Source organism: Chryseobacterium oleae, assembly GCF_900115055.1.
GTDB lineage: Bacteria > Bacteroidota > Bacteroidia > Flavobacteriales > Weeksellaceae > Chryseobacterium > Chryseobacterium oleae.
Genome location: NZ_FOVD01000002.1, coordinates 102889 through 115915 on the forward strand (window position 1 = coordinate 102889; position 13027 = coordinate 115915).

Consider the following 13027-nt stretch of genomic DNA (forward strand, 5'->3'; position numbering starts at 1 on the left):
TATCAGAGCAGGCAAAAACTCACAAAAGATTTATGACTTCCTATCTTTCTACAAGCTCTTTGACAGGCTCTCCGTAATAATCCGTCACAGTGGTTTTAATCTGCAGAAGCTGGTACCATTTGATAAATGCGCCAATGAATACAATCAGCATCAGAACCATGGCTGTTACGGCTAAAGCTGCCAGCAGATATTGTTCTTTAGGAAGATAGATCGCGGTAACCTGGATATAGCCGGCCCAAAAAGTAATTCCAGCCATAAAAACTCCAGGAATGGCTGAACATAAGGCATATTTCCCCCTGTTCATCCGGATCAGCATTGTTGTACAGACAATAAGTCCGCAGGCTGCCAATAGCTGGTTACTGATTCCAAAGAGCGGCCAGATACTGCTGACATTCCCGGTAAATACCAGATAACCCCAGGCAAAAGTAAATAAGAGACTGCTGATAATAATTCCCGGAATCCAGTTCTTATCATTGAATTTAGGAATCACAGAACCCAGCATTTCCTGTAAAAAGAAACGGCCGACTCTTGTTCCTGCATCAATGGCGGTAAGGATAAACACAGCTTCAAACATGATGGCAAAATTATACCAGTAAGCCGTCAGCTGATCCATGTATGGGATTTTATTGAAAATATGAGCCATTCCAACAGCTAAGGACACCGCTCCACCTGTTCTTCCGTGAAGCTCAATGCCTATTTTTTGTGAATAATAATCGATATCTACGCCGTGCAGGGAAGGATGTGCTGCCAGGAACGCATCATAAGATTCCTTCGGAGTATTGATGGCAAAATAATCACCCGGCATCAGTGTACAGGCTGCAATTAAAGCCATTAAAGCGACAAAACCTTCTACCAGCATCGCCCCGTAGCCCACAAAAAGAATTTCTTTTTCTTTGTTAAGCATCTTCGGGGTTGTTCCTGTTGCAATCACAGCATGGAAACCTGAAATGGCTCCACAAGCAATCACAATGAAAATAAAAGGAAGTACAGGACCGCCAATGACAGGGCCTCCACCTTTTATAAATTCTGTCAGGGCAGGCATCTGAATCGTAGGGTGAATTACAATCACACCCACCGCAAGCATAATGATGGTTCCTATTTTTAAGTAGGTTGAAAGGTAATCTCTGGGTACAAGAAGCAACCAAACCGGAAGAACAGAAGCCAGAAAACCATACAGCGGAATAGCAATCGAAATGGTTTTTATATCCCATGTAAACAGGTTATTCATCGTTTCATTCTGCATTAAGCTATGCCCACCGATAATTCCTGCCACTAAAAGGATTCCTCCTAAAATACTGGCAAAAAGCACACTGTTTTTTCTGTATCGCATGATCAATCCCATGATCACCGCTATAGGCATGGTAATCACAACCGTAAAGAGCGACCACGAAGCTTCATGCATTGCATTGATACAGGCCAGTGATAAACCAGCCAGCGTAAGAATCAATATAAATAAAATGGCAAAACCTGCCACTGTTCCGGTAGTCTTTCCAATTTCTTTGGAAGCAATGGTTGCAAGACTTTGTCCTTTGTGTCGTACGGAAGCGAATAAAACCACCATATCATGAACACCACCACCCAATACGCATCCGATCAGGATCCATAATGCACCGGGAAGGTACCCAAACTGGGCAGCCAGAACAGGTCCTACCAAAGGTCCAGCAGCTGCAATTGCTGCAAAATGATGTCCAAAAAGAACATTTTTATTGGTGGCTACATAATCCTTACCGTCTGCAAATTCTACAGCAGGCGTTGTATTTTTATCATTAAGCCTGAGTACTTTATTGGCAATGAAAATACCATAAAAACGATAGGCGATCGCAAAAATAAGGACTGATACAAAGATCAGGGTAAGCGCATTGGTGTTATTCAGAAAATCCATACCATTTGTTTTTTAAGAATGAATAATTAAAAATATTGGATATTTTGTTAAGAATAATTTAAACAAAAGCCAAGTTAATTATTTTGAACATAAAAAATGATGATATGTATATTAATATAGCAAATTTGTAATTTAAATTTGTTTTTTTAAATTTAAAACATTGAATTTTAATATTTTAATTTAATATGTGTTTGGAAATGTATATATAGTGTTATTTTTCAAATCATGTCATTTTAAAAATTTCTCGCAGATTAATCTGATGATGCATATTTTTACTTTTGATCATCTGCTTATCCATATAATCGGGATAAAAATTTTAAACCATTAAGGCTAATTAAGATTGTAAGAATATTAAGTTTTAGCTTTGCTTTAAGGCGTACAGCTTAAAAAATCATTTGATTTTTTCTTAACTAACCTTACCTCCTTCATTGATCTTAATGTTTTAAAAAAAAGGATATTTTATGTAACGAAACCTTATAGGTTTTTAAAACCTATAAGGTTTGATAGTATTCATTTATTTATTTATTTATTTTACTCTCAAGTTTTAATACTAAACCTTATTTTCTCTGAGACTCAATAAATTCTACCATCTGATCTGTCAGTTGATCCAAATAGGCTTTATCCGTGGTTCCGAAACCATGAGTACCGTCTTTCACAATGATCAGGCTGTTCTGAACATTTTGCTGATTGAGTTTTCTGTGCAGCTTTTTGGACTGTTGCATCGGAACTACCTTGTCTTTATTTCCCTGCATAATCAAAGTAGGGACGCCGCCTGAAATATAGGTCAGCGGAGAAATCGTCTTGAAGTAGTCAATTGTTTTTCTTTTTTCCTTTTTAATGTCATATCCGGACAGTCCTCTAACAAGGTTCGTTCTGAGGTCGACAATTTTTTGAGCCGCCAATCCGAAAAAGAATACCGGCACTTTTCCCAGTCGTGTATGCAAAAGTTTGTTGAGGTCTGAAGGTCCGTAATGATCCACCACATAATTGACCTTTGCAGAATAGGAAGAAAGTTCCGGACTACCCGGAAATTCGGTATCTGGAGTATAAGCCGCAAGCATGGAAAGATGAGCTCCGGATGAAGCTCCGAAAAATCCGATATTATCAGGATCGAAGTGATAGGCAGCAGCATTTTTTCGCACCCATCTCACCACATCTTTGGTATCCTGTAAAGGAAGAGGAAAGTGAATGCTGTCATTCAGAAGGGTATAATCGATGCTGATGACTGCATATTTTTTATCAAGAAGCTTTGAAATGAAGGTTTCTATATAACTTCCGTCTCTTACCGTTTTATCACCTTTTACCCACGCACCTCCGTGCACATAGATGACCACAGGTGTTTTTTCAGCTGAAACATTTTTCGGGCTGTAAACATCCAGTGAAAGAGGGGCTCCCTTTTCATTGGTTTTATACACTACATTTTCTTTGATTTCTGACAAAGTGGAGAGAAGAGTACTTTTCCCGGTTTTGGGTTCAAGTTGGTTTTGTGAATAGCCTAAATTAAATAAGCTTAAAGAGAAAACAAAAAACAGGTTTGTGAAAAACCTGTAGATTGATATGTTGTTCGTTAATGATTTCATAGGATACTTTTTGTAGTGGCGTGTTATTTTACTAACTCCTCAAAAAGTTTACCAAAAGTCTTTTCCAGGTCTTTAGATTTTCCCGGATGAGGTCTTGAAGTCTGAACGACAGAGCTTCTTACAGCCGTCAGCCAGCGGAATCGCTCAGGAATATCCATCAGGGCAATCGGGCCTCCTTCTTTGTCACCGTTTGCAATTTTCTGGAAGCTTTCCAGATTCTGAATGATGTCGTCGTAATCAATTTTATTATGCATGAGCTTAAATTTATCCGGACACAGATGAAATTCTACGCGGATAAACTTCTCCTTTTTGGAGAACATCACGAGTCCAATGTTGAAAAATTCCTCTCTTTCAACCTTCGGCACCAGACGGATGACGGCGTATTCGTATATTTTATCCTCTTGCATTTTTCGCTTCGTTTAAAAAGATTTGAGAATTTTCTAACCTGGTTTTCATGAACTGGAAATAGATCTCACGGATCTCCTCCGGTGTTTCATCTGCGTCATTCCATTGGAGCCAGTCTTCAGGAATTAAATTGACAATATCCCTGAATAACGTATCATTCAATACTTCGTGGGCGAATTGATCGGCTTCATCCAGCCTGTTAGCTTTCGGAAGTAATACATGATCTTTCACATATTTGAAAGGTGTTTTGGCTGCGGCATCAAAATTCTGCCACGAATGATGGAAATAAAACGATGCTCCATTGTCAATGACCCAAAGCTCTTTATGCCACATCAGAAGATTCGTGTTCCTGAAAGTACGGTCGATATTGGTGATGAATGCATCCAGCCAAACGATTTTTGAAGCCAGAAGCGGATCCACTTTTACGCCCGGATCATACGTGATAGAGCCTGAAAGGTAGTGAAGTCCAAGATTCAGACCTTCTGAAAATTTCAGCAGTTCCTGAATTTCCTCATCGGCTTCCGTTCTTCCAAAGTCAACATCAAGGTTTACAAATACCAGCTCAGGAATCTGTAGTCCTAAAGCTTCCGTGATCTTACCGCCCAAAAGTTCGGAGATCAGCATTTTTACTCCGTGGCCGGCGCCGCGAAATTTCAGTACATATTTAAAATCATCATCAGCTTCTGCCAAAGCAGGAAGAGATCCGCCTTCCCTCAGGGGCAGGATGTAACGCATGACGGTTACCGTTCTTAAATCCAGCATACTGCAAAATTAAGGTTATTTTTTGATAAGTTGTGATCTGTACGAATGAGAACGAAAATAAGATGAAAACAAAAGCGCTAAGGATTTTTTCATTAATTTAGAGTGGTGCGAAATACCACAAAGACCAATAAAAGTTTTAATCTTATGAAATTGATAAAAGAAATTAATATAAAGCTTGGAAACCCCGAAACCAGAGATTTTCTGGCAGATGCATTTTATCCTGAAACAGATGAAAAATTGCCGTTGGTGATTTTTGTTCATGGCTACAAAGGCTATAAAGATTGGGGTGCATGGAATCTGATGGCGGAGAAGTTTGCTGAAGCCGGTCTTTTCTTTGTGAAATTCAATGCTTCCCATAATGGAACTACGGTTGAGGATCCCCACAATTTTGCTGATCTGGAGGCGTTCGGGAATAATAATTATTCAAAAGAACTTTCAGATTTGGGTGTGGTGATTGATCATTTTGTAAAATATCCTAATGTGGATGATCAGAGGATTGTTCTGATCGGTCACAGCAGAGGAGGAGGGATTTCCATCATCAAGACTTTTGAAGATGAAAGAATCAACGGGCTGATCACACTGGCCAGTGTAGATACTCTGGAACGTTTTCCTAGAAATGAAGCACTTGAAAACTGGAAAAAAGACGGCGTATACTATGTTCTGAACGGCCGCACAAAACAGGAAATGCCGCATTACTATCAGTTTTACGAAGATTTTGAAAATAACGTACACCGTTTCGATGTGGAAAGAGCGACAGAAATGGCTAAAGCGTACGTACTGATCGTTCATGGAACGAATGATGAAAGCGTAAGCGTAAAGAATGCAGAACATCTTCATATCCTGAATCCCAATTCAGAATTATTCTTAGTTGAAAATGCAGATCATACCTTCGGATCAAAGGAACCGTGGACTGAAAAAGAGCTTCCGGAAAACTTAAAAATTGTGACTGAAAAGTGCATTGATTTTATTAATAAGAATATGAAATAAGGTTAATAGTGGAATAAAATTTGAATACTGACGTTCTAATTATTAACCACCATATTAAATTATTATGAAAAAATTGATCGTAAGCGCCTGTGCGTTTTCATTATTCGCCGTGATCTCATGTAAAAAACAAGCCAAAACAGATGTACCCGCCGCCGGCGATTCTGTAACGACCATCATGCCGAAAGATTCTGCAACGGCACCTAAAACAGACTCAGCAACTTCTACACCTGCTGTAACGGCTTCCGCAGATAATATCATTACTAAAAATACGGGTAAATATCCTCATGATATTAAGCTGTTTGAAGATAAAAGTTTTTCAGACCGGGTTAAAAAACTTACCGGAGCACAATATGATGAGATGCTTAAGAATTTTAACGTAGAATCTCCGATTGTATCTGATAACGGAATCTATAAAGTAACAGGCTGTAAGCAGCATGACTGCCCGGGATATTCAACGTCTATCTTTTATGATGCCAAGACTGATAATCTGAATGTGTCTATTGATAAAAACGGGAAAGTAACGGATTTTGCTGAGAAAGGGAAAATTACGGTTACTGATGCGTTGAAATCTAAATAAATCCTAGACTGTAAAAACCTATCTGTCATTGCGAACCTTTAGGTGAAGCAATCTAAGGGATTTGTTTTTAAGATTGTCCAACATGAAATTAACCACTGATGACACAGATTTTCACAGATGTTTGCGTTTTATGAATCCGTGAGATTTCAGTGAATTGACAGTATAAAATTTTATTGGAGATAAAATCATTGCGCCTTAAAGCATTCGAATTTGTTTAAAAACTTGCGTCTTTGCGAATTCCAACATTTTAAAAATATTAAGCGATTTTTTTTGACGCAAAGTTTTAAAATTAGAACCTCTTATTTAGAGGAGCAAAGAGGAAATCAACAAGTTGATTCGATGAAGCGAAGTTTGCGAGCGTTTAAATTTTACAGCTAAGAAAATAAATAAAAAACCAGCCTGATTGCAGGCTGGTTTTGTTTTGTATAAGCTTATGCTATTGTTAAAAGCGTCCAGGCTTCTTCAATTTTACTTTCCAACAGTAATTTCTGAGCGTCTGTATGAACATTTTCATCCGCATGGAATTCTCCTGCAGGAAGTATTTCTACGTTGGCAAGCATTCCCAAGTCGTTTCCTGTAAATATTTTACTGTATTTAATGGAATCCGGCAGCAAATCAAACCCGATTCCTTTTGTGACTAAAGGTTTTGGAACCTCAAAAATGCTGTTCTCGTTGCTTCTGGAATAATAGTTTCCTCCTAAACGGGCCACCATATCCAGTTTTTGCTGATCTAAATTCCCTGTTTCATTCAGATATTCTTCCCGGATATGAATTTTCTGCACCTCACAAATCACCAGATTTCCGGCACCTCCCTGATCTCCCAGAGATTTCACTTCTAAAACTTTACATTCAAAGTTAACAGGGCATTCTTCAATCAGTTTAGGCTGTACCAGATCTGCCTCTTTCATGGTCAGTCCGGATTTGATGAATTCATTAATTCCGGTTTCATATTCTGTAGAGGCTAAAGAAATCTGCTGTACGATTGGGAAATTTACGGTCCCAATGACAACTTCAGGGACTTTCAGAACATTTTCAAGCGTATGTTTTGTTGTATTGTCGCGTACTCTCCTTGATGGTGAAAAAATCAATATCGGAGGAACTGTACTGAACATATTAAAAAAACTGAATGGTGATAAATTGATCGTTCCGTTTTTATCTACTGTAGAAGCCAAAGCAATCGGACGCGGAGACACCGCGGTCTGCATGATGGTCTGAAGCTGTACGGGGGATAATTCGGATGGGATAACTGTTTTCATTGTTTTGTTTAACACTTAATTAATTTTTGTCTTAAAACCTCATAGGTTTTCGAAACCTATGAGGTTTAATATTCTATTCGTTTTATTAAGTTTAATTTCTAACTAACTTAATTAAAACTAAAGTGTTTAAAAGATTAAACCGTTGGAATAATTTTCCCTGAAACATCACCAAAACCTACTCTCACACCGTCTTTTTCAGCCCAGGCTTTCATCGTAACGGTATCGTTATCTTCGATGAATTTTCTTTCCTGGCCGTCTTTTAACTGTAAAGGATTTTGTCCTCTCCATGTTAGTTCCAGCATGGATCCGAAAGATTTTGGATCACTTCCTGAGATGGTTCCGCTGGCGTAAAGATCTCCAACTTCTACATTACATCCGTTGATTGTATGATGAGCCAGTTGCTGAGTCATATTCCAGTACATGAATTTATAATTACTTTCTGAAATCAGGTTTTCTTCCCCATTTTCAGGTTGTAAATAGACTTCTAGATTGATGTCGTAATTTTTATCGCCTTCAAATTTTAAATAGTCTAAGACTTCAGGTTCCTGCTTTGGAGATGCTGTTCTGAATGGTTCCAGTGCTTCAAGGGTAACCACCCATGGAGAAATAGAGGATCCGAAGTTTTTACCAAGGAAAGGTCCCAGTGGAACATATTCCCAGGCCTGAATATCTCTTGCTGACCAGTCGTTGAATACCACCATTCCGAAGATAGCTTCTTCAGCTTCTTTTGTGGAAATACTTTCGCCCATTTCTGAGTTTCTGTTCAGGATAAAGGCCATTTCCAGTTCAAAATCCAGCTGCTTGCTTGGTCCGAAAAGTGGTTTTTCTGCATCTGCAGGTTTCGTCTGACCTTTAGGACGGTTGATTTCTGTTCCTGAAACTACGATAGAAGAAGCTCTTCCGTGATAGCCTACAGGAAGGTGTTTCCAGTTGGGAAGCAATGCGTTTTCCGGATCACGGAACATTTTTCCAACGTTAGTGGCGTGCTCGATGCTGCTGTAGAAATCCGTGTAATTCGGGATGTGTACCGGCATCATCATTTTTACCTGATCCAGGTCATAGAATGCATCTGCAATTGTTTTTTCGTCTTTTGACAATGTTGAACCTTCCTGCAGAAGTTCCTGGATTCTCACACGTACCGCATTGGTAATCGGTTTTCCCAGCTCGATAAACTCGTTGATGGTATAGGCTTCAAAAATATTGTCGTCTAATCCCTGAATACCTTCAAAATATCCAAGATCGTAAAGGGTCGCAAGATCTACTACCTGATCTCCGATCCTTGTACAGCATCCGATATATTCTTTATTAAAAACTGCTACTCCGAAAGGAATATTATGTATAGAAAAGTCTGAATCCGAAGAATACTCTACAAATGATTTCATAATTTTTTTTGGAATTAAATTAAGGTGTAAGATAACAAATCCCTCATGATTTGCTGTCTGAAAAGAATTTATTTCTTTTTGGAATAAGAGGCTTCATCGATCCATCTGTCTTTTGTATTGACATCAATAAGATACAGAATGTCTTTCTGCTTGGTGAGCAGTAAAGTTTTGGTCACAGGAAGCGGCACTTTTTTATTCTCAAGCTTGTCTGCGCGCAGGGAAACAATGTTTTTTCTTCTGACAATATCACCCGTAAAAACGTTTGAACTGCTTTCGCCGGTAGCTTTGTCATCGAAAACTTCTACGTAGGTCGCTTCATTTCCTTTGATAATGATAAAATCTCTTTCCGTGTGGTCTTCCGCATCTTTAATGAAGACAAACTTCTTGTTGTCGATATTGACACTTTCAAGATTTTGATTAATGCCCTTTCTTTCTTCCAGTCGGTTAAGGATTTCATTCAGGGTTCCATATTGAGCTTTAAGCCCTAATGCTCCGAAAAATAAAATCCCAATAAAAATTTTTTTCATACGTTGTGTTTTTATAAAAAAGTTTTGTCAAGACTTTTCATCCTGACAAAACTTATTATTCTATTGTAAAATTAAAGATTTCCTCTTCTGTCCTGCTCTCTTTCAAGTGCTTCGAACAATGCCTTGAAGTTTCCGGCACCAAAACTCTGTGCACCGTGTCTTTCAATGATTTCGAAGAACAGGGTAGGACGGTCTTCTACAGGCTTTGTAAAGATCTGAAGCAGATATCCTTCTTCATCATGATCAATAAGGATGCCTAAGTCTTGTAATTTTTTAAGATCTTCGTCAATATGACCCACTCTTTCAGGAACCATATCATAATAAGCTTCCGGCGGAGCAGATAAGAACTCTACACCACGCTTCTTCAATTCAGTGACAGTGTGGATGATATCTCTTGTAGCTACTGCGATATGCTGTACACCTTCTCCTTCGTAGAAATCAAGGTATTCTTCTACCTGAGATTTCTTTTTACCTTCTGCAGGCTCGTTGATCGGGAATTTTGCAAATCCGTTTCCATTAGACATTACTTTAGACATCAATGCAGAATATTCTGTGTTGATCTGTTTGTCGTCAAAAGAAAGGATGTTCACAAAGCCCATTACTTTTTCGTACCATTCTACGGTAGGGATCATTCTGTTCCAGTCTACGTTTCCTACACAATGGTCTACGTATAATAAACCTGCTTCTTCAGGATTGTATGCACTTTCCCATTTTTCGTAGCCAGGCATGAAAGCGCCTTTGTAATTTTTTCTTTCGATGAACATGTGGATGGTTTCTCCGTACGTATAAATTCCGGACATTCTTACCTCACCCTGATCATCTGTTAAAGTTACCGGCTCTAAATAAGGTTTTCCACCTCTTTTAGTAGTTTCCTCGAAAGCCTGGTAAGCGTCATCTACCCAAAGTGCCAAAATTTTCACTCCATCACCGTGTTTTTTTACGTGTTCGCTGATAGGTGAATCGGATTTAAGCCCTGTTGTTAATACCAATCTTATTTTCCCCTGTTGAAGAACATAAGAAGCACGGTCTCTTACTCCTGTTTCAGGACCCGCGTATGCTACAGACTGAAAACCGAATGCGGTTTTGTAATAATGGGCAGCCTGTTTAGCATTTCCTACATAAAACTCAATGTAATCTGTACCGTTGATCGGTAAAAAATTCTCAGCTTGAGCAATTTTTTCGGCAAATGTAAGTGTTGACATATTTCTATTTTTACTTTTATTTTAATGGTATGCAAATTACAAAAATCTTATAAATAGCGAAAACATTCAAGTGGATTCCTTGAAGATACTTAACATAAAATTAAAGAAGTGTTCATTTAAGTATATTTAAGTTTATTTATAATGAAAAGGGATGTCTACATTTGTTATTACAAAGAACAAGTGAAAAAGAAAAATATTTTCGAAACAGGAAAGCCGTAGAACATCTACGGCTTTCTTTATTTTTCCATATCGACTATTCTGTTCAGTCTCCCTGCATCGGGATTATAATTGTCCCAGATCTTCCATACATTGTCTATCTTACGGATAAAATAGATCTGTGTATTGAGCTGGTTGACAAAGTGTTCCTCGCCAGTTTCACCGACTTTAAACAGCAGATTCCAGAATTCCTGGGTTTCTAAGATTTTTTTATCAGGTTCATCCGTAACGAGATGAATATCAAAAACTTCATAGTTGGAACGGTTGTTTTTGGTTACCAGCTGGAAATCTTTTTCGCACAATTCCCTGCTGAACTGTGAGGTTCTTTCCAGAAATGGTGAACCGTCAAAGACCAGTTCTTTAAAAATATCCGTTTTGTGTTCCGGAAAATGTTTGTAAAATTCAAATGCGGTAGCGCAATAATCGTAGACCATTTTCGTCAGAAATTCAAGGCCGTCTCCTAATTCCTTTTCAGTGTTTTTTACTTTTACAGATTGTATGTAGTCGTTTAAATCTTTGTAACCGAGGAAAATACAGATCTTATCCAGTGTTTTCAGGAACCGGAGGTCATTATGGGTTTTATCCTGATAATCATTTTCGAAAAAACGCTGCAGAGTCACATGCGATATCGTATTTCCAATTTCAAATTTTTTCCCGCCTTGCAGTTCTTCAGAGTCAGATAATTCATCTTTTATAATTTCGGAAAGAATAATATAGTGGCTTCTTTTCCATTCACTCACATTCCCCAAAACAGAATTCCTTACTTTCGAATGTTTTTCAACTTCTTCCCGTATCGAATTATATATCGTTTTCAATTTCCCTTGGTTTTAAATGAGTTTATCAAAAACACTGCCAAAATGTTAAAGGTTTTTTAAGATTTGTTTTGTTTTTGTCAATAATATCTACGTTTTCCCCACAAAGATGATGCATGGGAAAAACGCAGTATTTCTATTTTTATTGTTTAAACCGTTCATAAGCAGCTCTTTCCAGCATTTCCCTGTCATCCGGGTGTGCGATGCTGATCAGTTCCTGAGCTCTCTGACGGAGATTTTTACCATATAAATAAGCAGTACCATATTCGGTCACCACATAGTGAATGTGCCCTCTAGTTGTCACGACTCCGGCACCCTGTTTAAGAAAAGGAACAATTCGTGAGATCCCTTTTTTAGTTCTTGATGTGATGGCAATGATTGGTTTTCCGTCTTCACTCAACGCAGCCCCTCTCATAAAGTCCATCTGACCACCGATTCCGCTGTACTGCAGGGTTCCGATAGAATCTGCACAAACCTGTCCTGTAAGGTCAATTTCAATGGCTGAATTAATCGCAACCATCTTTTTGTTCCTCATGATATTGATCGGGAAGTTCACATCACTTACATCTTTAAAATCAAAAACAGTATTATCATCTACATAGTCATAAAGTTTTCTGGTTCCGAAACAGAAACTTGTGATCGTTTTATTATCATGGTAGCCTTTGTACTTATTATTAATAACATCACTTTGAATCAGATCAATCACTCCATCACTCAACATTTCGGTGTGTACACCAAGGTCCTTGTGATTCGTTAAGCATTTCAAAACAGCATCAGGAATCGTTCCGATGCCCATTTGAAGCGTGGATCTGTCATCGATCAGTTCAGCTACATTTTTACCAACAAGCATTTCTACTTCACCAACTTTTGAACCATAGTCTACTGTAGGAAGTTCCTCTTCATGCCAGACTAACTTGTGGATTCTGCTGATGTGGATCATTCCGTCTCCGTGAGTTCTCGGCATCAGAGGGTTGACGATAGCCACAATAAGTTTTGCAGTATCTACAGCTGCTCTTGCGATGTCTACAGAGGTTCCCAACGTACAGAAACCGTGTTTGTCCGGTGGAGAAACGGTCACTAACGCCACATCTAACGGCAGTATGTTTTTTCTGAATAAAATAGGGATCTCGCTTAAGAAAACAGGAACGAAATCTCCGCGTTCAGAATTCACAGCTTCCCTCACAGGAGTGGATACGAATAGAGAATTGACAAAGAAACTATTCTTGTATTCAGGTTTTGCGATTTCTACATTTCCCTGCTGGGTAATGGAAACCATTTCTACATTTTCCAGACGGTGAGACTGTCTTGCCAGCTCGTCAATAAGATGATTCGGAGTACATGCACTCCCGTGAAAAAATACGCGGTTTCCGCTTTTTACAGTGTATATAGCTTCTTCTGCACTAATATAATTGTACATAATGAAATTTTTTTATGAATGT

The 13027-nt window shown here is 38.5% G+C and carries 12 protein-coding genes; 2 read left to right on the forward strand and 10 right to left on the reverse strand.

The window, feature by feature from the left end:
* Positions 1–40: 40 nt before the first annotated feature.
* From BM143_RS07615 to BM143_RS07630, 4 genes are all read right to left on the reverse strand, one after another.
* The gene (locus BM143_RS07615) at positions 41–1882 is read right to left on the reverse strand and encodes a carbon starvation CstA family protein (RefSeq protein WP_090023971.1); all 1842 of its coding nucleotides are present in this window, start codon (positions 1880–1882) and stop codon (positions 41–43) included.
* 557 nt (positions 1883–2439) lie between these two features.
* The gene (locus BM143_RS07620; RefSeq protein ID WP_090023972.1) at positions 2440–3462 is read right to left on the reverse strand and encodes an alpha/beta hydrolase; all 1023 of its coding nucleotides are present in this window, start codon (positions 3460–3462) and stop codon (positions 2440–2442) included.
* A gap of 23 nt (positions 3463–3485) precedes the next feature.
* Positions 3486–3869: a DUF3037 domain-containing protein gene (locus tag BM143_RS07625; protein ID WP_047455103.1), complete on the reverse strand. Its 384-nt coding sequence runs from the start codon at positions 3867–3869 to the stop codon at positions 3486–3488.
* Positions 3856–4629: a HipA family kinase gene (locus BM143_RS07630; RefSeq protein ID WP_090023973.1), complete on the reverse strand. Its 774-nt coding sequence runs from the start codon at positions 4627–4629 to the stop codon at positions 3856–3858. The genes BM143_RS07625 and BM143_RS07630 overlap by 14 nt, the downstream gene beginning before the upstream one ends.
* Positions 4630–4773: 144 nt before the next feature.
* On the opposite strand from BM143_RS07630, the gene BM143_RS07635 reads away from it, so the two are divergent.
* Positions 4774–5616: an alpha/beta hydrolase family protein gene (locus BM143_RS07635; RefSeq protein ID WP_090023974.1), complete on the forward strand. Its 843-nt coding sequence runs from the start codon at positions 4774–4776 to the stop codon at positions 5614–5616.
* Positions 5617–5680: 64 nt separating this feature from the next.
* The gene (locus BM143_RS07640; RefSeq protein WP_090023975.1) at positions 5681–6193 is read left to right on the forward strand and encodes a hypothetical protein; all 513 of its coding nucleotides are present in this window, start codon (positions 5681–5683) and stop codon (positions 6191–6193) included.
* Between the two features lie 431 nt (positions 6194–6624).
* Here BM143_RS07640 and BM143_RS07645 read toward each other — a convergent pair whose 3' ends face one another.
* From BM143_RS07645 to BM143_RS07670, 6 genes are all read right to left on the reverse strand, one after another.
* Positions 6625–7449, reverse strand: coding sequence for a flavin reductase family protein (locus BM143_RS07645; RefSeq protein WP_090023976.1), 825 nt, complete (start codon positions 7447–7449; stop codon positions 6625–6627).
* A gap of 134 nt (positions 7450–7583) precedes the next feature.
* Positions 7584–8831 (reverse strand): fumarylacetoacetase, encoded by a 1248-nt coding sequence (gene fahA / locus BM143_RS07650; protein WP_034728583.1) that lies wholly within the window; start codon positions 8829–8831, stop codon positions 7584–7586.
* Between the two features lie 68 nt (positions 8832–8899).
* A complete protein-coding gene (locus BM143_RS07655; protein ID WP_034728582.1) occupies positions 8900–9358 on the reverse strand; it encodes a hypothetical protein in 459 nt (152 codons plus the stop codon).
* A 71-nt stretch (positions 9359–9429) separates the two neighbouring features.
* Positions 9430–10560 carry a 4-hydroxyphenylpyruvate dioxygenase gene (gene hppD / locus BM143_RS07660; RefSeq protein WP_047455110.1) on the reverse strand — a complete coding sequence of 377 codons (1131 nt, stop codon included), beginning with the start codon at positions 10558–10560 and terminating at the stop codon, positions 9430–9432.
* A 236-nt stretch (positions 10561–10796) separates the two neighbouring features.
* Positions 10797–11591, reverse strand: coding sequence for a hypothetical protein (locus tag BM143_RS07665; protein ID WP_090023977.1), 795 nt, complete (start codon positions 11589–11591; stop codon positions 10797–10799).
* A 139-nt stretch (positions 11592–11730) separates the two neighbouring features.
* Positions 11731–13005, reverse strand: coding sequence for an acetyl-CoA hydrolase/transferase family protein (locus BM143_RS07670; RefSeq protein ID WP_090023978.1), 1275 nt, complete (start codon positions 13003–13005; stop codon positions 11731–11733).
* Positions 13006–13027 lie beyond the last annotated feature (22 nt).